This is a genomic window from Sphingomonas sp. RS6 (genome assembly GCF_054489705.1).
This window is the reverse complement of the sequence record NZ_JBTMWM010000006.1, coordinates 83,621-106,908: the sequence shown is the minus strand read 5'-3', so window position 1 is coordinate 106,908 and position 23,288 is coordinate 83,621. Positions and strand designations below refer to the sequence as shown.

Genomic DNA, 23,288 nt, shown 5'->3' with positions numbered 1-23,288 from the left:
CCGCAGACGTATCCGTAGACACCGCAGACGGAGCGCGGCCGCTGGCATTTTTCGCGAAACATCCTATGTGCCGCGCCAATCATGGCAACCAAACTCCCCGAAGCCCCCAAGGTGGGCATGGTGTCGCTCGGCTGTCCCAAGAATCTGGTCGACTCCGAGCGTATCCTGACCAAGCTCCGTTCGGACGGCTATGCGCTGTCGCCCGACTATGCCGGCGCGGACGTCGTGCTGGTGAATACCTGCGGCTTCCTCGACAGCGCCAAGGAAGAATCGCTCGAAGCGATCGGCGAGGCAATCGCCGAGAACGGCCGCGTGATCGTCACCGGCTGCATGGGCAAGGAAGCCGAGGTGATCCGCGCCCGCTTCCCCAACGTGCTCGCGGTCACCGGCGCGCATCAATATGAGGAAGTGGTCGGCGCGGTGCATGACGCAGCGCCGATGCCGCCCTCGCCCTTCGTCAACCTGGTGCCGGACAGCGGGCTCAAGCTCACGCCGCGCCACTACAGCTATCTGAAGATTTCGGAAGGCTGCAACCATCGCTGCAGCTTCTGCATCATCCCGTCGCTGCGCGGTGACTTGGTCAGCCGCCGGCCCGACGCGATCCTGCGCGAGGCGGAAAAGCTCGTCGAGGCGGGGACGAAGGAACTGCTGGTCATCAGCCAGGACACCTCCGCCTACGGCATCGACATCCGCAAGGAGCCGCGCATGTGGAAGGGCCGCGAAGTCGTCCCCCACATGACCGACCTCGCCCGCGAGCTTGGCCGGATCGCTCCCTGGGTGCGGCTGCACTATGTCTATCCTTACCCGCATGTCGATCAGGTGATCCCGCTGATGGCGGAGGGGCTGGTGCTCCCCTATCTCGACATTCCGTTCCAGCACGCCGCGCCTAACGTGCTGCGCGCGATGAAGCGCCCGGCCAACGAAGCCAAGGTGCTCGAGCGGCTGCGCGGCTGGCGCGAAATCTGCCCTGACATCGCGATCCGCTCGACCTTCGTGGTCGGCTTCCCTGGCGAGACAGAGGAAGACTTCCAATACCTCCTCGACTGGCTCGACGAAGCCCAGCTCGACCGCGTCGGCGCGTTCCGCTTCGAACCGGTCGAGGGTGCCTCGGCCAATGATCTCCCCGGCGCGGTCCCGGAATCGGTCAAGGAAGAGCGCTACGCCCGGATCATGGAAAAGACCGCCGCGATCAGCGCCGCCAAGCTCCAGGCGAAGATCGGCCGCACACTGGAGGTCATCATCGACGCAGTCGACGCCGAAGGCGGCGCCACCGGCCGCAGCCAGGCCGACGCGCCGGAGATCGACGGCGAAGTCTTCCTGCGCGACGCGGGCCATCTCGAACAGGGCGACATCGTCCGCGTCGAGATCGAGGACGCCGACGAGCATGACCTGTACGGGGTACCGATGGGCTGAGCGCCATCGACAATCCTTGTTTTCGCGTCGATGCTCGGTCGCGCGAACCATTGGAGGCCGCCGTGGCGACCCTATCCCCTCTGTCCGGTGATTCTCCGGCAAGTAGGACGCCCGCTGATGCGCGGGCATCCCGTGTCCTGCGCTGGTCGGTGGGGGCACTGGTCGCCGCTGTGTGGATCAGTTCGGCGATCTTCGCGCTCTATATCCTTGCCTTTTATGTCGGCGCCGTTGCCACCGGCACGCCGGATGACTGGAATCGCACCCTTCCCCGCCTTCATGTCTCGCGCTCATGGCTCGCCAATGTCGGCATCGGCGCCCATTTCGCACTCGGGGCGGTCCTGCTTCTCTTCGGTCCGGTCCAATTGTTCGCCGGGGTGCGACGCAGATGGCCCCAAATTCACCGCTGGACGGGGCGGCTCTATCTGTTTGCGGCACTCGTCACCGGCATTGGCGGCCTCATCTTCATCGTCGCGCGAGGCACGGTGGGCGGCTGGGTGATGGATGTCGGCTTCGGGCTCTACGGCATCCTGATGATCGGCGCCGCCGCCCAGACCTTGCGGTTCGCGATGATGCGCCAAATCCTCCAGCACCGCGCCTGGGCAGTCCGGCTGTTCGCGCTTGCGATCGGCTCTTGGCTGTACCGGATGGACTATGGCTTCTGGTTTCTTTTCGCCGGAAGGCTCGGCCATACATCGCAGTTCGACGGGTGGTTCGATGCCATCATGATCTTCTGGTTCTATCTGCCCAATCTGATCATCGCCGAATTGTTTCTCCGCGCCCGGCGCCCGACGACACCTCCTGGCGTCAAGATCGCTGCCGCGGCAGGTATGGCTGGCGCGACGCTGTTCCTGCTGCTCGCCACCTATTTCTTCACTGCGCAGGTCTGGCTGCCCGGAATGCTGTGGCGGGCGGGCGCAGCCCCCAGCTAAACGACCGCTGGCATTCCGCGCGTCGTGCAGTCAAAAGCGTTGCCACCCTATAACGGCGAGGCAACACCCTGATGACGGGAAGCGCTGCGCCGCTATGTTCAGCCATCCCGGAGGCCCGATGTTCCGTACCGTTCTTGCTGCCACCCTGCTGATCGCCACGCCCGCCGCCGCACAGGAACTGACGGCGGAGCAGACCGCGAAGGTCGATTCGATCGTCGCCGATGCGCTGAAGAGCAGCGGCGTGCCCTCCGCATCGGTCGCGATCGTGCGCGACGGCAAGATCGTCTTCGCCAAGGCCTATGGCGACCAGGGCCCCGGCATCGCTAAGGGGCCGGATGCCAACGCCAAATACCAGATCGCCTCGATCTCCAAGCAGTTCACGGCGGCTGCGCTTCTTTTGCTCGAAGACGAGGGCAAGCTGAGCCTCGACGACAAGGTCTCGAAATGGGTGCCCGACGTCACTGACGCGGACCAGATCACGATCCGCCAGCTGCTCAGCCACACCGCCGGTCTGCAGGATTATTGGCCGCAGGATTATAACTTCGCGGCGATGGAGCATCCGGTGACGCCGCAGCAGATCGTCGATCGCTGGGGCAAGAAGCCGCTCGACTTCACGCCCGGCACGGCGTGGCAATATTCGAACACCGGCTATGTCGTCGCCGGCATGATCATCGAAAAGGCGTCGGGCATGAAGCTGCTCGACTATCTCGACGCGAAGATCTTCAAGCCGCTCGGCATGCATCCGATCGATCAGGACAAGGCGATCGGCAAGGGCTTTCCACAGGGCACGCACCGCTATGCGCTCGGCCCGGTCCGGGTCGCCAAGCCAGCGGCGGACGGCTGGCTGTGGGCGGCGGGCGAACTGGCGATGAGCGCCAGCGACCTCGCCAAATGGGACATCGCCCGGATCAACCGCGCCGTCATGCCCTCTGATGATTGGGCCGAACAGGAAGCCGAGGTGAAGCTGAACGATGGCTCGCCAACCCACTACGGTCTCGGCGTCTCTCTCGGCGAACATGGCGGCAAGAAGGAAGTATCGCACGGCGGCGAAGCCGTGGGCTTCCTGTCCAGCAACGTCGTGATCCCCGACGATCGCTATGCGGTGGTCGCGCTGGTCAATGCCGATTTCGGCGGCGCGCAGGATGCGATTGCGGACGGCATCACCGATTATCTGGTTCCCGTCGCGAAGGCCGATACCGCGGCGATCGACCAGCATCGTGACACGCTTGCCCGCAAGCTCTATGACCAACTCCGCGTCGGCACGCCCGATCGCTCGCTGATGACAGAGGACGCGAACTATTATTTCGATGCGACCGTGCTCGGTGATTACCGAGACAGCCTCGCCCCGCTCGGTGATCCGGTGTCGTTCACCGCGATCGGTAGGCCGCGGCTGCGGGGCGGCTTCGTCAACCGCAACTATGTGATCCAGTTCAAGGATCGCCGCCTTGTCGCGATCACCTATGCCGAACCGGGCACCGATGGCCGCTTCGAGCAGTTTCTGGTGATGCCGCGCTGATGCGGCATGCGGCCGCCCTGCTCGCCGCCGCGCTGGCGCCGCTGCTGGTGGCAGGGTCGGCCACCGACCGCGCGGTGGTGAGGCGGGTCGATCCGCTGACGATCGCCGATGACGATTTCTCGCGCCATCGCGATCCCGGCGAATGGCAAGGCCTGTCGGTCCGGCGGATCGAGTTCCAGGCCGAGCGCGGCCATTGGCGGCTGTGGCGGATCGCCAATATCCGCAACCCCAAAGGCGCGCTGTTCTTCGTGCCGCACGACAATGAAAATGCCGGGTTCGAAGCGGGACTATGGGCGGTGCGACATTATGGCGGCGTCCTGATCGCTGTCGATTCGGGCGTTGCGCCGGGCCATGACGGCGAACGCTACAACGCGGCGGTCGATTACGGTCCGCCGATCGATCCCAATCGCAATTTCGATACCGCGCTGCCGAGCTATGCCGGTCATATCCTTGCCGATCTGAAGCGGGTCGGCGGCCCGATCATCGCGCTTCACACCAATACGCCCGGCTTCGACCCCACCGACTCGAAATGCCATCGCGACGATCCCAAGGGCGAAGGCATCATCTCGATTCGCTTCTGCGACGACACGCTGACGCCCAGTGCATCACAGCGGCGCGAATGGCCGTTCGACGATGACGATACGGTGGCCTTCGCTACCTATCGCGCGACACAGCGGCCCGAGGATGCGTTCTGCCGCAACGCGATGGTCGGCGCCGATTTCAATGTGGTGCAGGAACGCGTGGTGGCGAGCGACGGTTCGCTGTCCAATTACGCGATTCTGCACGGCATCCATTATCTGAACTTCGAGACGCAGGAACGCGGGCTCGATCCGGTGGAACTGGCCGGCGCGCGCGACCGGCTGACCTACATGATCCGCACTGCGTTCGGCCTTTGCGCACCAGAGGTGAAGGCGGTCATGCCCTGACCGCCCTTCCCGGCCTCATCCCGGCAGCGCATAGGCGACCACCTCGTCACCGATCGGCGTTTCCATGAAGTGGTGCCCGCCGGCATAAATCACCAGATATTGCTTGCCGTTCACTTCATAGGTGATCGGGGTCGCCTGGCCGCCGGCCGGCAGCACGTCCTTCCACAATGTCTTGCCGGTGCGCAGGTCGATCGCGCGGATCAGGTTGTCGGTCGCCGCCGCGACGAAGATCAGCCCGCCCGCCGTCACCACCGATCCGCCATTGTTGGGCGTGCCGATCGTGATCGGCAGCATCGACGGAATACCGAATGGCCCGTTGGTGCGCGCTTCGCCCAGCGGCCGGTCCCAGATCGTCTTGCCGGTCGCCATGTCGATGGCGCGGATGCCGCCATAGGGGGGCTGCTTGCACAGCATGCCGGTAAAGGGCAGCCGCCAGCCGGCGTTCACATCGACGGCATAGGGCGTGTTCGCCTGCGGATCGCCCGCACCCTCGGCCCCGCCGATGCTGCCGCGCGCCTGGTCACGCGGCGCCCAGCCTTTCTCGTTCGCGACTTTGCGGGGAACGAGCTTCACATAGTTCGGCATGTCGTTGTAGTTGGCGACGATCACGCCGCGCTGCGGATCGACAGCGATCCCGCCCCAATCGGTCCCGCCATTATAGCCCGGATATTCGATCGAGCGTTGCTGCGATTCGGGCGGCGTGAAGAAGCCCTTGTAGCTCGCGCGACGGAACTGGATGCGGCAGACCATCTGGTCGATCGGCGACATGCCCCACATGTCGTGCTCGGTCAGGTTGGGCTGGCGCAGCGTGTGCCACAGCGACACCGGCTGGGTCTCGGCGCGCTGCTGCGGCTCCACGCCCGCGATCGGCGCCTTGATTTCACCGACTGGTGTCAACGGACGGCCGGTGCGGCGATCGAGCACATAGATGTCGCCCTGCTTCGAGGGGAGCACCAGCGCCGGCGTACCCTTGTAATCGACCAAGGTCGCCTGTGCGCCGAAGTCGTAATCCCAAACGTCCTTGCGGACCGCCTGGAACCGCCAGCGCGGCTTGCCGGTGGTCACGTCGAGCGCCACGAGCGAGGTCGCGAACATGTTTTCCTCGGGCCGGCGCTTCCCCGAATAATAATCGACCGATGCGTTGCCCATCGGCAGATAGACGAGACCGAGCTGATCGTCGCCGCTCGCCATCGTCCACATGTTCGGCGTGCCCCGCGCCCATGTCTGTCCTTCGGGCGGATAGCCGTTCCAATCGGGGTGCATCATGTCCCACGCCCAGCGCAGCTTGCCGGTCTGCGCGTCGAAGCCCTGGATCACGCCCGAAGGTTCCCAGCGATTCTGCCCGTCGAGCACCTGATGCCCGACCACGAGGATGCCGCGCACCAGCGTCGGCGGCGAGTTGATCGAGACATAGCCGGGCTGCACCTGCCCCATGCCCTTGGTGATATCGGCCTGACCGTTGGTGCCGAAATCGGTGCAGGGTTTGCCGTTGCGGGCGTCGACCGCGATCAGGCGTGCGTCGAGTGTGCCTTCGATCACGCGTTTCGCACAGAGCTGGTTCGCGGCCATGCCCGGAACCTCGTAATAGACCACGCCCCGGCACGCGGCGGTGTACGGAATGGCCTTGTCCGGAACATTGGGGTCATAGCGCCAGCGCTGTTCGCCGGTTGCCGCGTCGAGCGCCATCAGGATGTTCTTCGGCGTGCAGATATACAGGCGGTTGCCGATCTTGAGCGGCGTGTTCTCCGCGCCGTAGGTTCCGGCAACATCCTTGTTGCGCGGCATGTCGCCGGTATGGGTCAACCATGCGCGCTCTAGCTTCCCGACGTTTGACGGGTTGATCTGCGCAAGCGGCGAGTAGCGGCGCGCCGCGCCCGTCCCGCCATAGACGGGCCAGTCGGCGCCGGTCTGCTTGCCCGACGGATCGGCCATGCCCTGCGTGCCGGGCGCCGGCAGTTCGCCGCGAACTGTGGGCGGTGCGCCATTGGCCGCAATCGCCAGATCGACCGCGGTGATGGCAACCGCTGCCACGGCACCCCCGGCGGCGAACTGCCAGCGCCGCCGCGAGCGAATGAGCGTGGCGATCGCGGCGATCACCGCGATCAACAGGACGACCGGCGCGATGATCCGCGGCACCTGCGCCCACGCGTTGGCGCCGACCTCCCACCACGCCCAGATAAAGGTCAGCGCGACGATCGCGACATACAGCCAGCCGCCGAGGACGCGCCCCCGCACCAGCATCACGCCCGATGCGACCATCGCCACCCCTGTGATGAGGTAGTAGAGCGACCCACCCAATACGGCGAGCCAAGCCCCGCCCCCTGCCAGGATCAGGCCGATCGCAGCGACGACCACGCCGACGATGCGGGCCGTCCAACTGCTGCCCCGGCGACGGGCGGTGAATGGTGATGCTGTTGGCGAATTGGCGTCGGGCATGGCCGTTTCTCCCTGCTGGGCGGCGCGACCGGTCAGCCACAGAGGCCGCCGGAAAATGCGTCAGGAACAGCCCGCAAACCTCGGCAACTGCCCAGTTGTTCCAAAGATCGTCCAAAAAATGCCGACAAAAACTGGATCGTCTGGCTAGGCGACGGCCGGTTGCCGTCCTAGATCATGGCCATGATTGATCCAACGACGCTCGTTCAGCCCGACCGCGGCCAGACCGCCCGCACCATCCACCTGATCGATCCGAAAGGCTTCGATGCCTGGCTCGCGGCACAGCCGCCGCGCCACCGTGCCGCCGCCCAGGCGCAGAAGCTGGCGCCGGTCGGTTATTCGAACGCGATCCTGCCCGGCGACGATGCCGATGACTGGTCGGTCGTGAGCGTGGTTGCAAACGTCGACAAGCTGTCGCCCTGGTGCCTCGCCAAGCTCGCCGAAACGCTGCCCGAGGGCAGCTACCGCGTCGAAGGCGTCGAGCCCGGCACCGCGATCTATGGCTGGCTGGTCGCCCAGTACAAGTTCGATCGATACAAGAAGCCCGACGCGAAGCCGCAAGGCGCGCGCGTGCTGCTGACCGGTGATCCCGCCAAGATGGACGACGCCGTTCGCATGGCGACGGTGACGTACAAGCTGCGCGACCGGATCAATACAGGCGCGAACGACATGAGCCCGGCCGATCTCGAGGTGGCCGGATGGGAACTGGCCAAGGCCTATGGCGCGACGTTCAACGTCGTGAAGGGCGAGGAACTTCAGCAGGGCTATGGCATGCTCTGGGCCGTCGGCAAGGCTGCCGGCAAGGGTCGCGAGCCGCGCCTCATAGAACTGGAATGGGGCGATCCCGATCACCCCCGCATCGCGATCGTCGGCAAGGGCGTCTGCTTCGACAGCGGCGGTCTCGACATCAAGCCGGCCAGCGGCATGCGGCTGATGAAGAAAGACATGGGCGGCGCGGCGCACGCGCTCGCCCTCGCCGAACTGGTGATGATGAACCGGCTGCCGGTTCGCCTGCACATGCTGGTACCCGCTGTCGAGAATTCGATCTCGGGCGAGGCCACGCGCCCGGGCGACGTGATGATCTCGCGCAAGGGCATCACCGTCGAAAACAGCAATACCGATGCCGAAGGGCGCCTGATCCTGGGCGACGCGCTCACCCGCGCCGAGGAAAAGAACCCCGAACTGGTGTTCGATTTCGCGACGCTCACCGGCGCCGCCCGCGTGGCGCTCGGCGCCGATCTTCAGGCGCTGTTCGCCAATGACGACACGCTGGCCGCCGAAATCCTGGCTGCGGGCGAACAGGAAGCCGATCCGATCTGGCGCATGCCGCTTTATGATCCGTACAAGGACCTGCTGAAATCCGACGTCGCCGATATGGTGAACGCCGCCGAGGGCCCGTTTGGCGGCGCCATCACCGCGGCACTGTTCCTCAAGGAATTCGTGCCCGAAAAGGCCCAATGGGCGCATTTCGACATCTTCTGCTGGAACGGCAGCCCCAAGCCTGGCCGCCCCAAGGGTGCGGAGGCCGTCAGCTTGCGCGCGACGTGGAAGGTGCTGAAGGACCGCTATGGCGGCTGATCGCCGGCCGGGCGAACCGCCGCCCGGTCAGGATGCGGCCGGGCGCGCCTCGCGCGACGGCTCGGCCGCAATCCAGCGTTCGACCTCAGCTTTCGACATGGGGTGGCCGAACAGATAGCCCTGCCCCTGCGCACAGCCCATCGTGCGCAGCAGATCAGCCACAGCCTGCGTCTCGATGCCTTCGGCGACGACCGGCAGGTCCAGCGTCGCCGCCAGCCCGATGATACCGCGGACGATGCGGAGCACTTCGGGATCCTCGTTGAGCGTCTCGACGAAGGATCGGTCGATCTTGATCTTGTCGAACGGCAGCATGCGTAGATGCTGGATCGACGAATAGCCGGTGCCGAAATCGTCAAGCGCCAGCCGGATACCCTGGTTTTTCAGCGATTCGATCGCCTGTCGGGCCGCCGCCGCGTCGACTATCAGCGCATTTTCGGTGATCTCCACCGTCAGCCGCTGCGGCGGGAAACCTGTCCGGGCGAGAACCGACAGCATCTTCTGGCTCAGCCAGCCGTCCTGCAGCTGGACGGGCGATACGTTGATCGCGATGTTGCCGGCACCCTCCCAATCACGCGCCTCGATACAGGCACGCTCGAGCAGGTCGAGCATCAGCGCGTTGATCAGGCCGCATTCCTCCGCGATCGGGATGAACTGGCTCGGGCCGATCTCGTCACCGTCGGGCCGCTTCCACCGGGCGAGCAGCTCGAAGCCGATCGGACGCCCCGACGCAAGTTCGACGATCGGCTGATAGCTGGGGTAGAAATGCCGCGCGCCGAGCGAGACGCGCATCTCCGCCTCGATCTGGGAGCGGCGACGTATCTCGGAATCCATCTGCTCGGCGAATGCGCAATAGCAGCCCCGGCCCGCCTCCTTGGCCTTGTACAGCGCCACATCGGCGCGGCGCATCAGCGTCTGGGCGTCGTCGCCATCGATCGGGAACAGCGCGATTCCAACGCTTGCGCCGATATGATGGACATAATCGTCGGCGAGGAAGGGGCGGGCGACGTCGCGGACGACGGCGTGGGCGATGCCCCGCACGCGATCGAGGTCGCGGCGATGGTGATGCACCACGATCGCGAATTCATCGCCGCCCAGCCGGTAGCTGCGACCGCTCTCGCCCACCACCGTCTTCAGTCGATCGGCGACGGCGCGCAGCAACTGATCCCCGGCGGGGTGGCCATAGACGTCGTTGACCGACTTGAACCTATCCAGATCGACCAGCATCAGCCCGAATGCTTCGTCAGGCCCGATCGATCGCGTCGTCGCGTCGAGATGCTCGGCAAGCGCGCGGCGGTTTGGAAGGCCAGTAAGCGGGTCATGATAGGCCAACTGATGCGCCCGCCCCTCGGCAAGGCGAGCCAGACGCTGCTCGGTCACCATCTTGGCACGCGATGCGAGCACCTCGACGAAACCGGCATAGTTCGCACGGAACATGCGAAGCACCACGACCGACACCACCATGATGTCGACTCCGATGCCCACCAGGAACCAGTTGTCCGAGGTCAGCAGGCGAATCGTCACCGGCAATGCGCCGCAGGTGAGCACCAGATGCGTCGCGACCGGGAAGGTTTGCAGGCAATAGCAACAGGTCATCGCGCCGATGAAGATGTACAGCGCGATGCACGTCCGGCGCGTAAGGTCGGCATCGTCGAACAGCATCAGCGCCCAGCCGCCAAAGGCAAGGCTCAGCACGGCAGCGGCAACGATCGTTCCGGTAAGATAGCGTCGGATCGCACGCAGGTCCGGCTGCGGACGGCGACGCCGGATCAGCCAGACCAGCGAACGCCCGCCCGCCGCCAGCCCGAGCAGGAGCGGCGCGACGATCGTCAGTTTGCGCGGCGCCGAATCATAGGAAGCGATGCTCAGGAAAACCGCGTCGATGAAGACCAGAACATACATCAACGGCACGAGGTCGCCGAGCGAGCGATGCTGTTCGACCAGGATCGCTCGCTCCAGCTTGGTCTTGCCGGAGGGCACCAGACGCAAACGACGGAACATATGCCATTTTAGGCACTATTCCGATGAAACCGGGTTAACGCCGCGACGAGATTGCGGCGGCCGCCTCGATAATCGGAATGAATTTTGCCGCGGTCAGGCTGGCACCGCCCACCAGCGCACCGTCGACATCGTCGACGGACAGGATCGTTTCCGCATTGGCGCCGGTGACTGAGCCACCGTACAGAATCCGCATGTCCGCAGCCGCATCGCCGATCGTCCCGCGCAGTTTGGCGCGGATGATCGCATGCATCGAACCGATCTCGTCGAGCGTCGGTGTCTTGCCGGTACCGATCGCCCAGCGCGGTTCATAGGCGATCGTCAGCCAGTCGGGGGAGGCGCCGTCCGGCAGCGACTTTTCGATCTGCGACTGCACGATCCGTTCGGCGCGACCCGCATCATGCTCGGCCTCGGTTTCGCCACAGCACAGGATCACCTTGAGCCCGTGGCGGCGCGCCGCCGCCGCCTTGGCCCAGGCGTCATGGCTCGTTTCATGCTGGTCGGCCCGGCGCTCCGAATGGCCGACGATGACGATCGATGCCCCCGCCTCGACCAGCATCGGCGCGGAGATGCAGCCGGTATTGGGACCCGAATCGGACTCATGCACGTCCTGCGCGCCGATCGGCAGCGCATCGGATGCGATTGCCGCCGCGGCCGCGATCAGCGTGAAGGGCACGCACAAGGTCGTGTCCACCGCCGGGTGCGCCTCGGCGGCGCGCGCAATCGCCGCGATCTCGTCCAGCTGGGCGCGCAACCCATGCATCTTCCAGTTTCCCGCCACCAGTTTCCGGCGCATATCCGCTCCTCGCTTGTTCGTATCGGCCGTTACTCATCCGCGGCCGTCGCACAAGCTTGAAGGTGCAGGGCCACCGCCCTAAAGCGTGGCGCGAATTTACTCGAACGAACGGCCATCCATGCTCAAAGCCTTCCGGAACTTCACAAAGTCGCGCTACGGTCTCGTCGCGGTCTTTATCTTTTTGGGCATCATCGCGCTCGCCTTTGCCGCGGGCGATATCACCGGAATGCGCAACGGCACGCTCGGCGGCAACAGCACGACGCTGGCGACCGTGGATGGCAAGGCGATCACCGATGCCGATGTGCGCGACCGCATCCAACGGCTGATGCGCAATGCGCAGGCCCAGGGGCAGAGCGTCACGATGGCGCAGGTGCTGGCGCAGGGCGGCCTCGAAGCGGCGCTGAACGATGCGATCAACACGGCGGCGCTGGAATCCTTCGCCAATGATCACGGCATGATCGTCGGCAAGCGACTGGTGGATACCGAGATCGCCAGCAATGCGCAGTTTGCGGGCATGGACGGGAAGTTCAGCCAGCAGACCTATGAAGCGCTGCTCGCGCAGAACCGGATCGCGCCGGCGCAGTTCCGCGATGCGATCGCCAGCGATCGTTACGCGACCTGGCTGATGATGCCGGCGACGATGACGATCCCGGCGCCGGACGGCGTCGTCCTGCCCTATGCCTCGATGATGCTCGAGCGCCGCACCGGGACGATCGGCTTTGTCCAGTCGCTCGCCATGGACCCCGGCGCCGATCCGGACGCAAAGACGCTCGCCGACTATTATGCGCGCAATCGCAGCCGGTATCTTGTGCCGGAACGCCGCGTCGTCCGCTATGCGCTGGTCGCACCGGAGTCACTGCGCGCAAAGGCGACGCCGACCGACGCCGAGATTGCCGAGGCGTACAAGAAGGGCGCGGCCCGCTTCGCGGCCAGCGAGAAGCGCGCGGTTGAACTCGTGGCAGCGCTGGACCGTGCGACCGCCGAAAAGGTCGCGAAGGCGGCAGCTTCCGGCTCGCTCGCTGATGCCGCCAAGGGCGCCGGCCTCGAAATGCGCAAGGTCGATGCGGCCGACAAGGCGGCGCTTGGCAAGCAGGTGTCGGATGCCTTCGCCGATGCAGCCTTCACGGCACCGGCGAACACGCTGACCGGCCCCGTGCAGCTTGCCGGCACCTGGTATGTCTACCGCGTCACTGCCGTCGACAAGATCGCGGCACGCTCGCTCGATCAGGTTCGTGGCGAGCTCACCGACGAGGTCGCGAAGCGCAAGCTCGCCACCGCCCTCACCGACCTGCGCCAGAAGATCGACGACGGCATTGGCGACGGCAACACCTTTGAAGAAGCGGTCCGCGACGCGGGGCTGACCGCGACGCGCTCGCCAGCGTTGGCCGCCGACGGCAGCGACCCGGACAAGCCCGGCGAGAAGGCCGACGACACGATGGTCGCGCTGATGAAGGCCGGTTTCGGCTTCGATCAGCCGGGCGACGAGCCGCAGATTGTCGCGATTGGCCAGGATGGCGGTTTTGCGCTGATCGGGCTCGAACGCATCGTCCCCGCAGCCCCTCGCCCGCTCGCGCAGATCACCGAGAAGGTGAAGGCGGACTATCTGCTCGACCAGGCGCTCGCCAAGGCGCGCAAGGCGGCAAGTGATATGCTGCCGAAGCTCCAGAAGGGCATGTCGATGGCCCAGGCGATGGCCGAGGCGGGCGTCAACCGCGGCGCCCCGCCCAAGCCATTCGACTTCCGCCGTCGTGACATCCAGGGTAAGGAAAACTTCATCCAGATGGCGTTCGACATGCCGGCCAAGACCGCGCGCCTGGTCGAGGCGCCGGGCCGCGCCGGCTATTACGTCGTCTATGTCGACAGCATCCAGCCGCAGAGTGCAGCAGGCGATCAGGCGATCCTCCAGCCGGTAAAGGGTGCGCTCACCCAACTGGCCGGGAACGAGTATCAGGGCCAGTTCAGCATGGCGATCCGCAAGCAGCTGAAGGTGACGCGCAACGAATCGGCGCTTGCCCGCCTCCGCGCCGAGCTTGAACGCCAGGGTGCCGGCGGCCAGTGATCGAGGGAGTCGACGCAGCCCGCGCCGCGCTGGCGGCCGGGCAGCCGGCGCTGCTCTGGCAGCGGCAGATCGCCGACACTGAAACGCCGGTCGCCGCAGCACTCAAGCTGATCGAGCCGGGCCGAGGCGATTTTCTGCTCGAATCGGTCGAGGGCGGATCGGTGCGCGGGCGCCACAGCCTGATTGGGCTGGCGCCCGATCTCGTGTTCCGGTCAACCGGCGCCGAGGCATCGATCAACCGCCAATGGCTGACCGACCCCGATGCCTTCGGGGCCTGTGACGCGCCGCCGCTCGACGCGCTGCGCGCGCTGGTCGCCGATTGCCGGATGGCAGTGCCCGCGGAACTGCCGCGCGCGCTCGCCTGTCTCGTCGGCTATTTCAGCTATGAGACGGTTGGCCTGGTGGAGAAACTGCCGCGGCCGCTGCGAAGCCCGGTCGGCGTGCCCGACATGATTTTCGTGCGCCCCACCGTGCTGCTCGTGTTCGATCGCCTCGCCGACGCGCTCTATATCGTCGCGCCGGTCTGGCCGGGCGGCGATGTCGATATCGCGACGGACCGGATCGAAGCCGTTGCGGCGCGGCTGGCGAGCGCGCCGCTGCCGGCCCCGGTCCGCGCCGCGCCGCAACCGATCGAGGCGGAACCGGTGCTGCCGGCGGGCCGCTATGCCGACATGGTCGCCGCGGCGAAGGACTATATCGCGGCGGGCGACATCTTTCAGGTGGTGCTGGCCCAGCGCTTCACCACGCCGTTTACGCTGCCGCCGTTCGAGCTGTATCGCGCGCTGCGGCGGATCAACCCCTCCCCCTTTCTCTACCATCTCGACCTGCCGGGCTTCAGCCTCACCGGATCGAGCCCGGAAATCCTGGTCCGCGCGCGCGACGGCGAAATCACGATCCGGCCGATCGCCGGGACGCGACCGCGCGGCCGCACGGCGGCGGAGGATGCCGCCAATCGCGAGGCGCTGCTCGCCGACCCGAAGGAGCGGGCCGAGCATCTGATGCTGCTCGATCTCGGACGCAACGATGTCGGCCGCGCCGCGGCGGCGGGCAGCGTTCGGGTGACGGACAGCTACACGGTCGAATTCTACAGCCACGTCATGCACATCGTGTCGAACGTGGTCGGGCGGCTGCGCGACGATGCCGATGCGATCGACGCGCTGTTCGCGGGTTTCCCGGCCGGGACGGTCAGCGGCGCTCCCAAGGTGCGCGCGTGCGAAATCATCGCCGAACTGGAAGCGGAAACGCGCGGTCCCTATGCCGGGGGCGTCGGTTACTTCTCCCCGGACGGTTCGATGGATTCGTGCATCGTCCTGCGCACCGCCCTGATAAAGGACGGGGTCATGCATGTTCAGGCGGGTGCCGGCATCGTCGCCGATTCGGACCCCGCCTATGAACAGCGCGAATGCGAGGCCAAGGCGGGGGCGCTGTTCGCCGCTGCGCGCGAGGCGGTCGCCCGGGCCGGTGAGGCGGGTTTCGGCCAGTAACCGAAATCCAGCCGCCGCCGCACGGGCCTGACGCCCTGCTCGGTGCTCAGGGCACGTCGGCGTTCTTGGCTTCCTTGTCGAGCTTCTCCTGATACCATTGCTGGATCATCTGGCGGGTACAGCCGGTCTGGCCGCCCGCGCCAACCGGCGAACAGCTGTTGGGGAGGCCCGCGCGGTTGACCTGCTCGACCACTTCCATCCGCCGCGTCCAGCTGGTCGAAGGCGCATCCTCCTTCGGCTGATCGCGAAACCGCTTGGGAATGCGATAGGGCGAGTCGCCGGCATTGGCGCAGACCACGATTTCGTCCGGCGAGGTCGGCTTCGGGCAGGTTTCATCGCCATAGAGCAGGATGCTGCGCACGCGCTGGGGCGGGCCCTGAGCTGCATCCTGGTCCTGCGGCGGCGCCATCGCGGGTGTGGCCAGCAGGGCGGTTGCGATCAACATTGGGGCGATCATTCACGATACTCCTTCGGAGGGTACAACATCCCTGCGCCGCACGCGTTGCCCGCGCACTGTGGCGGCGCCAAGGCACGATGGCACCGAGCCGCATTGTGAAGCATCCGCAAAGCGCCTAATGGCAGCGCCATGATCCTCGTCCTCGACAATTATGACAGCTTCACCTGGAATCTGGTCCATTACCTGATGGACCTGGGTGTCGAGGTTCAGGTCGTCCGCAACGATGCGCTGACGGCACAGGAGGCGATCGCGAGCAATGCGCAGGGATTTCTGATCTCGCCCGGCCCCTGCACGCCCAACGAAGCCGGAATCAGCCTCGATCTCGTCGCCGCCTGCGCCGAACTGGAGCGGCCGCTGCTGGGCGTCTGCCTCGGCCATCAGGCGATCGGCCAGCATTTCGGCGGCAGGGTGGTTCGCGGCGGGCTGATGCACGGCAAGACCTCCCCCGTCGCGCATGACGGCACCGGGCTGTTCAGCGGCCTGCCCTCGCCTTTCACGGCAACGCGCTATCATTCACTGATCGTCACCGACATTCCCGAAACGCTGATCGTCAATGCGACCGCCGAGGATGGTTCGGTGATGGGCTTTCGCCACGCATCGCTGCCGATCCACAGCGTGCAGTTCCACCCGGAGAGCATTGCCACCGAACATGGCCATGCCATGCTGGCGAATTTCCTGGCGCTGGCAGGGATCGGCGTTCGCGCGGCCGCCTGACGTTTTTCAGCCCCGGTTCATCGCAGTCGTGATATGAAGGGGCCATGAAACAGATTTTCGCAACCCTGCTCGCCGGCGCCGCACTTCTCGCGGCGCCCGTTGCCAGCGCGAAACGCGATGGCGATACCCCCGATGCCCAGCTCGCTAAGATGATCGAAGGCCGCGTGGCCGGAAAGCCCGTGGACTGCATCAATCTCGGCATGGCGACCTCCAGCACCGTCGTCGACGGCAAGGCGATCGTCTATCGCAGCGGCGCCACGCTCTATGTGAACGAGCCGCGCGCGGGCGCCGACCGGCTGGACGACGACTCGATCCTGGTGACCAACACCTTCGGGTCGCAGCTGTGCAGCATCGATGCGGTCCACCTGGTCGACCGTTTCGGCTATTTCCCGCGCGGTTTCGTCTTGCTCGGCAAGTTCGTTCCCTACACGCGCGAGAAGAAGGCGAGCTGAGCCGTTCTGACCGGGGTTCCGCGCGGACTTCGCGAAGGATTATCTCGACAGTGGCGTCGCACGACGGAATAGAGGGCCGGTGACCCGCCTGAGCCTCCTGCCCGATCCGTCGTCCCCGCTCGCCCGCGAAACCGCCGCGCAGGCCTTTGCGGACATTCTCGACGGCACGGCGCCGGAGCCCGAGATCGAGGCGTTCCTGATCGCGCTGTCGATTCGCGGCGAAACCAGCGTCGAAATCGCCGAAGCCGCGCGTGCACTGCGAAGTCGATTAATCCCGGTGACGGCGCCCCAAGGCGCGATCGACGTGTGCGGCACCGGCGGCGACGGCCACCATACGCTCAACGTCTCGACGGCGGTCAGCCTGGTCGTTGCGGCCGCGGGCGTGCCGGTGGCCAAACATGGCAACCGCGCCGCATCGTCAAAGGCGGGTGCGGCTGATACGCTGGAGGCGCTTGGCCTCAATCTCGATCGCGCTGCGGCGCGGGCCGAGCAGAGCCTGAACGAGATCGGCATCGCCTTTCTCTTCGCGCAGCACCACCACCCCTCGCTCGCCCGCATCGCGCCGATCCGGCGGCGGATCGGACGGCGTACGATCTTCAACCTGATGGGGCCGCTCGCCAATCCGGCGCATGTTCGACACCAGCTGATCGGCATCGCCCGGCCCGATTACGCGCCGGTCTATGCCGAGGCGCTGGCGCAGCTCGGCGTCGAGGCGGCTGCGGTCGTCTCCGGCGAGGATGCGCTGGACGAGCTTTCCACCGAAGCGGCGAGCGTGGTGGTGAATGTCGGCCGCGCCTCGCTTCCCACCCGGATCGTGCCCGAGGATGCGGGACTGCCCCGCCACCCGCTTGCCGCCATTCGCGGCGGCGATCCCGAGTATAACGCGCTGGCGCTGCGCCGGCTGCTGCAGGGGGAGAAAGGCGCGTATCGCGACGCCGTGCTGCTCAACGCCGCCGCAGCGCTGATGGTCGCCGGGCGAGCCGGCGATCTGCGCGAGGGCGTGGAGGAGGCCGCCGAAATGCTCGACAACGGGCTTGCCAACGCGCTGCTCGACTGCTGGATCGCCTTTGCATGAGCACCATCCTCGACACCATCCTGGAAACGAAGCGCCACGAAGTCGCCGCACGCCGCGCCGCGCCGCGCACCTGGCCGACGCCCAGCGCGCCGCGCGGCTTCAAGGCAGCGCTCGACGCCCGCGCCGCAGCCGGCGCCTACGGCCTGATCGCTGAGATCAAGAAGGCGAGCCCGTCAAAGGGGCTGATCCGCGCCGATTTCGATCCGCCTGCCCATGCCCGCGCCTATGCCGCCGGCGGCGCTGCGTGCCTGTCGGTGCTGACCGACCGCGACTATTTTCAGGGCGACGAGGACTATCTGGTCGCCGCCCGTGCTGCCTGCGACCTGCCGGTGATCCGCAAGGATTTCCTGATTGACCCGTGGCAGGTCGGGGAATCGCGCGCAATGGGCGCCGACGCGATTCTGATTATCGTTGCCGCGCTCGATGACGGCCAGATGGCGGAGATCGAAGCCGCCGCGTTCGAGCTGGGCATGGATGCGCTGGTCGAGGTGCACGATGCGGACGAGCTGGAACGCGCGCTGAAGCTTCGCTCACGGCTGATCGGCGTCAACAACCGCAATCTCAAGACGTTCGAAGTCGATGTGCAGAAGACCTACGATCTCGTCGCGCATGCACCAAGGGATTGCACCTTCGTTGCCGAATCCGGCCTCAACAGCCGCACAGATCTGGACGCGATGGCCGAACATGACATTCGCTGCTTCCTGATCGGCGAGTCGCTGATGCGTCAGCCCGATGTCGAGGCGGCGACGCGGGCGTTGGTCGGGTGAGCGGGCTCACCCATCTCGACGAAACCGGCGCCGCGCACATGGTGGATGTGGGCGGTAAAGCCGTCACCGCCCGCGAGGCGGTGGCACAGGGCCGCATCTTCATGTCAGCCGATGCTGCGGCGGCAATCCGCGACGGCAGCGTGAAAAAGGGCGATGTCCTCGCCACCGCCCGCATCGCCGGCATCATGGCCGCGAAGAGGACTGCCGAGCTGATTCCGCTCTGCCACCCCCTGCCGCTTACCCGCGTATCGATCGATCTCGATCTCGACGAAGGCGGCATCACCGCGACGGCAACTGCCGCGACTGAGGGCAAGACCGGGGTCGAGATGGAGGCGCTCACGGCCGTATCGGTCGCGCTGCTCACGCTCTACGACATGGCCAAGGCGCTCGATAAGGGTATGGTGCTGGGCGACATCCGGCTGCTGACCAAGACCGGCGGCAAATCCGGCGATTGGCGGGCCCAAGGCTGAGGCGACGGTCAACGGGCAGGAACGCCGCCCAAAGTTTCCCTACCCCTTTCCCAACGCTTCCTCCTTTGCATCGACGGACGCGCGCGCCCATTTGCGGTCGCATGGCAACGCTTCTCGATCCCCAATCGCGCGGTCGCGTGATCCTTGTCGGTGCCGGTCCCGGCGATCCCGGCCTGTTGACGGTGCGCGCTGTCGAGGCGCTGAAGGGGTGTGATGTGCTGGTCCACGACGGGCTGGTCGACGATCGCGTGCTCGATCTCGCGCCCCAGGCGCACCGCATCTCGGTGGCCAAGCGGCGCTCGAAGCACACGCTGCCGCAGGAGTCGATCAATGCGCTGATCGTTGCGCATGTGAAGACCGGCGCGGTCGTGGTGCGGCTCAAAGGCGGCGATCCGTTCATCTTCGGGCGCGGCGGCGAGGAAGTGGAAGCCGTGCGAGAAGCGGGGTTGCCGGTGGAAGTGATCCCCGGCGTATCCGCCGCGCTGGGCGCCGCCGCCGAGGCGATGCTGCCGCTCACCCATCGCGACTGGTCGAGCGCGGTCAGCTTCGTCGCCGGCCAGTGCAAGGGGCTGACCGACCAGGACTGGTCGGGCCTCGCCGGCAAGGGCCGCACATTGGTGATCTATATGGGCGTCGCGACGGCTTCGGCGATCGCCGACAAGCTGATCGCCGATGGCGTTGCCCCGGACATGCCGGTCGCCGTGCTGGAGCGCGCGACGCTCGCCGGCCACCGCGCGTTGCGCACGCTGCTCGCCGATCTCGGCCCGATGGTCGAACGCGAAGCGGTGCAGAGCCCGGCGATCATCGTCGTGGGCGAAGTGGTTCAACTGGCCGACGCCGAGGACAAGCTGGCACGCTGGGCGCGTGCGGCAGAGGCATTGGGAGACATTCAGGTATGAAATTGCTGACCGGCAACGACCTGTTCACGGGCGACGTGGTGTGGTGGACCGGCGAAGGCTGGTCCCGCCACCTGAGCGACGCCGTCGATGTCGGCGATCGTGGCGACACGCTCGCGGCGACCGAGGAAGCCGCGCGGCGCGTGAACGTACCTTATGTCATCGATGCCGAGGCGACGCCCGAAGGCCCCCGCCCCGCGCACATCAAGGACCGCATCCGCGCGCTCGGCCCCACCGTGCGTCCGGACCTGACCCTCAAGCCCGCCGACCCGCAGGCCGGAAGCTGGGTGATATGAGGGTGATGCCACAATCGATCCTCCCCGGCACGGGGAGGGGGACCATTCGCGCCAGCGAATGGTGGAGGGGGATCGGCGCGGGCGAGTCTCTCGTGGATACCCCCCTCCACCACCGCCTTTGGCGGCGGTCCCCCTCCCCGTTCCGGGGAGAATCTTGGTCCTTCCCTTACCCCGCGCGCATCGACTGAGAACGCCCATGTACAAGTACGACGAATATGATGCCTCCATCGTCGCCGCGCGCGTCGAGGAATTCCGCGACCAGGTGCAGCGTCGCCTCGCCGGCCATCTGACCGAGGACCAGTTCAAGCCGCTGCGGCTGATGAACGGGCTCTATCTCCAGCTGCACGCCTATATGCTGCGCGTCGCGGTGCCCTATGGCACGCTGAACAGCCGGCAGATGCACATGCTGGCGCACATTGCGCGCAAGTACGATCGCGGCTATGGCCATTTCACCACCCGCCAGAACCTCCAGTACAACTGGATCAAGCTGGAGGACGCGCCCGACATCCTCGCCGAGCTGGCGACGGTGGAAATGCACGCGATCCAGACCAGCGGCAATTGCATCCGCAATATCAGCTCGGACCAGTTCGCCGGCGCCGCCGCCGACGAGATCGCCGATCCGCGCCCCTGGGCCGAGCTGCTCCGCCAGTGGAGCAGCTTCCACCCCGAATTCAGCTACCTGCCGCGCAAGTTCAAGATCGCGGTGATCGCCGCCGACGAGGACCGAGCGGCAATGCGGCTGCACGACATCGGTATTCAGATCGTAAAAAACGACGCCGGCGAACTCGGCGCGCGCATCTACGCCGGCGGCGGCATGGGCCGCACGCCGATGATCGCGCATCTGATCAAGGACTTCGTGCCCTTCGCCGATTTCGTCAGCTATCTGGAGGCGTGCTTGCGCGTCTACAATCGCTATGGCCGGCGCGACAATATCTACAAGGCGCGCATCAAGATCCTGATCCACGCGATTGGCGCGGAGGAATATGCGCGTCAGGTGGAGGAGGAGTTCCAGGCGGTGAAGGCGCTGGGCATCGACCCGCCCCAGGCCGAGTTCGACCGCATCGCCGCCTATTTCGCGCCGCCGGCGTTCGAGGCTGGCGCCCCCGACACCGTCGACCGCAGCGATCCCGATTTCGCCCTCTGGCTCGACCAGAATGTCCATGCCCACAAGGCGCCGGGTTACGCCGTCGTGACGATCAGCCTCAAGCCGACCGGCGGCATCCCCGGCGACGCCTCGGCCGACCAGATCGACCTGATGGCCGATCTCGCCGAGCGCTACAGCTTCGACGAGCTGCGCGTCACCCACGCGCAGAACATCGTGCTGCCGCACGTCCGCAAGGCCGATCTCTATAGGGTGTGGACGGCGCTGCGCGAGGCGGGTCTGGCCGAAGCGAATCTCGACCTGATCAGCGACATCATCGCCTGCCCGGGCCTCGATTATTGCAGCCTCGCCAACGCCCGCTCGATCCCGCTTGCGCAGAAGATCAGCCAGCGCTTCGCCGATCCGGCCCGCCAGCGCGATCTGGGCGAGTTGAAACTCAAGATCTCGGGCTGCATCAACGCCTGCGGCCATCACCATGCCGGCCATATCGGCATCCTGGGCGTCGACCGGAAAGGCACCGAGAACTACCAGCTGCTGCTCGGCGGATCGGGCGCGGAGGATGTGAGCTTGGCCGACATCACAGGCCCCGGCTTCAGCGAGGACGGCGTGGTCGACGCGATCGAGCGCGCGACCGACGTGTATGTCCGCGAACGCACGCCCGGCGAGCGCTTCGTCGATACCTATCGCCGCATCGGCATGGCACCGTTCAAGGAGGCCATCTATGGTTGAGTTCCTGCGCTACCGCGACGACGAGGCGCATGACGAGCCGGCGGTCACGCTCGACAGCTTTCTCGGCCAGTCGAACGCCACCGCCGTGAGGATCGAGTCCGGCGAAGATGTTCGCGCGCTGCTCCCGCACCTCGATCGCATCGCGCTGATCGAAGTGAGCTTCCCCAGCTTTCGCGATGGCCGCGGCTATTCCACGGCGCGCATCCTGCGCGAGGCGGGGTACCAGGGCGAACTCCGCGCGCAGGGCGACGTGCTGGTCGACCAGATCCCGCTGATGCGTCGCTGCGGCTTCGACAGCTTCGCGCCCGACGCGCCGATCGACGAGACGACGCTGGACGCCGCGCTCGACCGCTATGACTTCCGCTACCAGGCGGCGGCGGACGCGATCGTGCCGGTGTGGAAACTGCGGCATGGCTGATGCGGCTCGCCAGATCGACCGTATCGACACCGCCCCGCGGTTTACCGAGGCGGACGCCGCCCGGCTGAACGCGCGGTTCGCGGGCGTGTCGACGGTCGAGATGCTGCGCGCCGTTCTGGCGGAAGGGCTGGCCGGCGAGGTGGCGATCGTCTCGTCTTTCGGGGCGGAATCGGCGGCGCTGCTGCATCTCGTCGCCAGCGTCGATCGGAGCGTGCCGGTGCTGTTCCTCGATACCGGCAAGCACTTCCCCGAAACGCTCGCCTATCGCGACCTGCTGGTCGAGCGGCTGGGCCTGGCCGATTTCCGCAACCTTCGCCCCGACCCCGAATTGCTGGCGAAGCGCGACGCCACCGAGTTGCGCTGGTCCTATGATCCCGATGGCTGCTGCGATATCCGCAAGGTGCAGCCGCTGGCGGCAGGCCTGGCCGGCTTCGACGCGACGATCACCGGCCGCAAGGCGTTCCAGGCAAGCACCCGCGCCGCCCTGCCCCGCTTCGAACTCGATGGCGACCGGCTGAAGATCAATCCGCTGGCCGATTGGACCAAGGCGGATATCGACGCCTATTTCGCCGCGCATGATCTGCCGCCGCACCCGCTGGTCGAACAAGGCTATCTGTCGATCGGCTGCGCGCCGTGCACCAGCGTGGTGAAGCCAGGCGAAGACCCGCGCGCCGGCCGCTGGCGCGGCTGGGACAAGACCGAGTGCGGCATCCACACCCCGACCGGCGACGACGAGGCGAACCAGCCGGTCTTCTGATCGGGCCGAAACCGCCTTCCCAATCG

General features: G+C 66.3%; 21 protein-coding genes. 17 read left to right on the top strand and 4 right to left on the bottom strand.

All coding sequences use genetic code 11. The annotated features are described in order from the left end of the window. The first annotated feature begins 81 nt into the window (after nucleotides 1-81). From rimO to ACX40Y_RS12615, 4 genes are all read left to right on the top strand, one after another. Nucleotides 82-1,413, top strand: a complete 1,332-nt coding sequence (gene rimO, locus ACX40Y_RS12630) for a 30S ribosomal protein S12 methylthiotransferase RimO (RefSeq protein ID WP_459119922.1) — start codon at nucleotides 82-84, stop codon at nucleotides 1,411-1,413. 170 nt (nucleotides 1,414-1,583) lie between these two features. Beyond that, on the top strand, nucleotides 1,584-2,342 hold the full coding sequence (locus ACX40Y_RS12625; protein ID WP_459119921.1) for a DUF2306 domain-containing protein: 759 nt from the start codon (nucleotides 1,584-1,586) through the stop codon (nucleotides 2,340-2,342). Between the two features lie 118 nt (nucleotides 2,343-2,460). After that, a complete protein-coding gene (locus ACX40Y_RS12620; RefSeq protein WP_459119920.1) occupies nucleotides 2,461-3,858 on the top strand; it encodes a serine hydrolase domain-containing protein in 1,398 nt (465 codons plus the stop codon). Then, nucleotides 3,858-4,784, top strand: a complete 927-nt coding sequence (locus ACX40Y_RS12615; protein ID WP_459119919.1) for a hypothetical protein — start codon at nucleotides 3,858-3,860, stop codon at nucleotides 4,782-4,784. The genes ACX40Y_RS12620 and ACX40Y_RS12615 overlap by 1 nt, the downstream gene beginning before the upstream one ends. Before the next feature lie 15 nt (nucleotides 4,785-4,799). Here the strand turns inward: ACX40Y_RS12615 and ACX40Y_RS12610 are convergent, their stop codons facing one another. Further along, nucleotides 4,800-7,220 (bottom strand): membrane-bound PQQ-dependent dehydrogenase, glucose/quinate/shikimate family, encoded by a 2,421-nt coding sequence (locus tag ACX40Y_RS12610; protein WP_459119918.1) that lies wholly within the window; start codon nucleotides 7,218-7,220, stop codon nucleotides 4,800-4,802. Between the two features lie 180 nt (nucleotides 7,221-7,400). On the opposite strand from ACX40Y_RS12610, the gene ACX40Y_RS12605 reads away from it, so the two are divergent. Beyond that, the gene (locus tag ACX40Y_RS12605; RefSeq protein ID WP_459119917.1) at nucleotides 7,401-8,795 is read left to right on the top strand and encodes a leucyl aminopeptidase family protein; all 1,395 of its coding nucleotides are present in this window, start codon (nucleotides 7,401-7,403) and stop codon (nucleotides 8,793-8,795) included. Nucleotides 8,796-8,822: 27 nt separating this feature from the next. Here ACX40Y_RS12605 and ACX40Y_RS12600 read toward each other — a convergent pair whose 3' ends face one another. Together ACX40Y_RS12600 and tpiA are read right to left on the bottom strand one after the other, a co-directional pair. Continuing rightward, nucleotides 8,823-10,793 carry a putative bifunctional diguanylate cyclase/phosphodiesterase gene (locus ACX40Y_RS12600; RefSeq protein ID WP_459119916.1) on the bottom strand — a complete coding sequence of 657 codons (1,971 nt, stop codon included), beginning with the start codon at nucleotides 10,791-10,793 and terminating at the stop codon, nucleotides 8,823-8,825. 34 nt (nucleotides 10,794-10,827) lie between these two features. Next, nucleotides 10,828-11,586, bottom strand: a complete 759-nt coding sequence (gene tpiA, locus ACX40Y_RS12595; RefSeq protein ID WP_459119915.1) for a triose-phosphate isomerase — start codon at nucleotides 11,584-11,586, stop codon at nucleotides 10,828-10,830. Nucleotides 11,587-11,704: 118 nt separating this feature from the next. Between tpiA and ACX40Y_RS12590 the strand changes: the two genes are divergently transcribed. Both ACX40Y_RS12590 and ACX40Y_RS12585 read left to right on the top strand, forming a co-directional pair. Continuing rightward, complete coding sequence (locus ACX40Y_RS12590) at nucleotides 11,705-13,645, top strand: peptidylprolyl isomerase (RefSeq protein WP_459119914.1); 1,941 nt, start codon at nucleotides 11,705-11,707, stop codon at nucleotides 13,643-13,645. Next, nucleotides 13,642-15,129, top strand: a complete 1,488-nt coding sequence (locus ACX40Y_RS12585) for an anthranilate synthase component I family protein (RefSeq protein ID WP_459119913.1) — start codon at nucleotides 13,642-13,644, stop codon at nucleotides 15,127-15,129. Before ACX40Y_RS12590 ends, ACX40Y_RS12585 begins: the two co-directional genes overlap by 4 nt. A gap of 46 nt (nucleotides 15,130-15,175) precedes the next feature. On the opposite strand, the gene ACX40Y_RS12580 is transcribed toward ACX40Y_RS12585, so the two are convergent. Then, a complete protein-coding gene (locus ACX40Y_RS12580; RefSeq protein WP_459119912.1) occupies nucleotides 15,176-15,586 on the bottom strand; it encodes a hypothetical protein in 411 nt (136 codons plus the stop codon). A 129-nt stretch (nucleotides 15,587-15,715) separates the two neighbouring features. On the opposite strand from ACX40Y_RS12580, the gene ACX40Y_RS12575 reads away from it, so the two are divergent. From ACX40Y_RS12575 to ACX40Y_RS12530, 10 genes are all read left to right on the top strand, one after another. Continuing rightward, nucleotides 15,716-16,300, top strand: coding sequence for an anthranilate synthase component II (locus ACX40Y_RS12575; RefSeq protein ID WP_459119911.1), 585 nt, complete (start codon nucleotides 15,716-15,718; stop codon nucleotides 16,298-16,300). Between the two features lie 44 nt (nucleotides 16,301-16,344). Beyond that, complete coding sequence (locus ACX40Y_RS12570; RefSeq protein ID WP_459119910.1) at nucleotides 16,345-16,752, top strand: hypothetical protein; 408 nt, start codon at nucleotides 16,345-16,347, stop codon at nucleotides 16,750-16,752. Nucleotides 16,753-16,831: 79 nt separating this feature from the next. Beyond that, entirely contained in the window at nucleotides 16,832-17,827 is a 996-nt protein-coding gene (gene trpD, locus ACX40Y_RS12565; RefSeq protein ID WP_459119909.1) for an anthranilate phosphoribosyltransferase, read from the top strand. Beyond that, complete coding sequence (trpC, locus tag ACX40Y_RS12560; RefSeq protein ID WP_459119908.1) at nucleotides 17,824-18,594, top strand: indole-3-glycerol phosphate synthase TrpC; 771 nt, start codon at nucleotides 17,824-17,826, stop codon at nucleotides 18,592-18,594. The genes trpD and trpC overlap by 4 nt, the downstream gene beginning before the upstream one ends. Continuing rightward, a complete protein-coding gene (moaC, locus tag ACX40Y_RS12555) occupies nucleotides 18,591-19,064 on the top strand; it encodes a cyclic pyranopterin monophosphate synthase MoaC (RefSeq protein ID WP_459119907.1) in 474 nt (157 codons plus the stop codon). Before trpC ends, moaC begins: the two co-directional genes overlap by 4 nt. A gap of 101 nt (nucleotides 19,065-19,165) precedes the next feature. Then, on the top strand, nucleotides 19,166-19,963 hold the full coding sequence (gene cobA, locus ACX40Y_RS12550; RefSeq protein ID WP_459119906.1) for a uroporphyrinogen-III C-methyltransferase: 798 nt from the start codon (nucleotides 19,166-19,168) through the stop codon (nucleotides 19,961-19,963). Continuing rightward, nucleotides 19,960-20,256 carry a DUF2849 domain-containing protein gene (locus ACX40Y_RS12545; RefSeq protein ID WP_459119905.1) on the top strand — a complete coding sequence of 99 codons (297 nt, stop codon included), beginning with the start codon at nucleotides 19,960-19,962 and terminating at the stop codon, nucleotides 20,254-20,256. The genes cobA and ACX40Y_RS12545 overlap by 4 nt, the downstream gene beginning before the upstream one ends. Before the next feature lie 196 nt (nucleotides 20,257-20,452). Continuing rightward, nucleotides 20,453-22,087 carry a nitrite/sulfite reductase gene (locus ACX40Y_RS12540; protein WP_459119904.1) on the top strand — a complete coding sequence of 545 codons (1,635 nt, stop codon included), beginning with the start codon at nucleotides 20,453-20,455 and terminating at the stop codon, nucleotides 22,085-22,087. Next, nucleotides 22,080-22,505 carry a DUF934 domain-containing protein gene (locus tag ACX40Y_RS12535; protein ID WP_459119903.1) on the top strand — a complete coding sequence of 142 codons (426 nt, stop codon included), beginning with the start codon at nucleotides 22,080-22,082 and terminating at the stop codon, nucleotides 22,503-22,505. Before ACX40Y_RS12540 ends, ACX40Y_RS12535 begins: the two co-directional genes overlap by 8 nt. Then, a complete protein-coding gene (locus ACX40Y_RS12530; protein WP_459119902.1) occupies nucleotides 22,498-23,262 on the top strand; it encodes a phosphoadenylyl-sulfate reductase in 765 nt (254 codons plus the stop codon). The genes ACX40Y_RS12535 and ACX40Y_RS12530 overlap by 8 nt, the downstream gene beginning before the upstream one ends. Nucleotides 23,263-23,288: the final 26 nt, after the last annotated feature.

What these genes read in the sequence shown, in the direction of transcription:
- ACX40Y_RS12590 (WP_459119914.1), top strand. Translation starts at nt 11,705, where the DNA reads ATGCTCAAAGCCTTCCGGAACTTCACAAAGTCGCGCTACGGTCTCGTC.
- cobA (WP_459119906.1), top strand. Translation starts at nt 19,166, where the DNA reads ATGGCAACGCTTCTCGATCCCCAATCGCGCGGTCGCGTGATCCTTGTC.
- ACX40Y_RS12580 (WP_459119912.1), bottom strand. Translation starts at nt 15,586, where the DNA reads ATGATCGCCCCAATGTTGATCGCAACCGCCCTGCTGGCCACACCCGCG.
- tpiA (WP_459119915.1), bottom strand. Translation starts at nt 11,586, where the DNA reads ATGCGCCGGAAACTGGTGGCGGGAAACTGGAAGATGCATGGGTTGCGC.
- trpC (WP_459119908.1), top strand. Translation starts at nt 17,824, where the DNA reads ATGAGCACCATCCTCGACACCATCCTGGAAACGAAGCGCCACGAAGTC.
- ACX40Y_RS12535 (WP_459119903.1), top strand. Translation starts at nt 22,080, where the DNA reads ATGGTTGAGTTCCTGCGCTACCGCGACGACGAGGCGCATGACGAGCCG.
- rimO (WP_459119922.1), top strand. Translation starts at nt 82, where the DNA reads ATGGCAACCAAACTCCCCGAAGCCCCCAAGGTGGGCATGGTGTCGCTC.
- ACX40Y_RS12530 (WP_459119902.1), top strand. Translation starts at nt 22,498, where the DNA reads ATGGCTGATGCGGCTCGCCAGATCGACCGTATCGACACCGCCCCGCGG.
- ACX40Y_RS12600 (WP_459119916.1), bottom strand. Translation starts at nt 10,793, where the DNA reads ATGTTCCGTCGTTTGCGTCTGGTGCCCTCCGGCAAGACCAAGCTGGAG.
- ACX40Y_RS12620 (WP_459119920.1), top strand. Translation starts at nt 2,461, where the DNA reads ATGTTCCGTACCGTTCTTGCTGCCACCCTGCTGATCGCCACGCCCGCC.
- ACX40Y_RS12575 (WP_459119911.1), top strand. Translation starts at nt 15,716, where the DNA reads ATGATCCTCGTCCTCGACAATTATGACAGCTTCACCTGGAATCTGGTC.
- ACX40Y_RS12570 (WP_459119910.1), top strand. Translation starts at nt 16,345, where the DNA reads ATGAAACAGATTTTCGCAACCCTGCTCGCCGGCGCCGCACTTCTCGCG.
- ACX40Y_RS12605 (WP_459119917.1), top strand. Translation starts at nt 7,401, where the DNA reads ATGATTGATCCAACGACGCTCGTTCAGCCCGACCGCGGCCAGACCGCC.
- ACX40Y_RS12615 (WP_459119919.1), top strand. Translation starts at nt 3,858, where the DNA reads ATGCGGCATGCGGCCGCCCTGCTCGCCGCCGCGCTGGCGCCGCTGCTG.
- ACX40Y_RS12540 (WP_459119904.1), top strand. Translation starts at nt 20,453, where the DNA reads ATGTACAAGTACGACGAATATGATGCCTCCATCGTCGCCGCGCGCGTC.
- ACX40Y_RS12610 (WP_459119918.1), bottom strand. Translation starts at nt 7,220, where the DNA reads ATGCCCGACGCCAATTCGCCAACAGCATCACCATTCACCGCCCGTCGC.
- ACX40Y_RS12545 (WP_459119905.1), top strand. Translation starts at nt 19,960, where the DNA reads ATGAAATTGCTGACCGGCAACGACCTGTTCACGGGCGACGTGGTGTGG.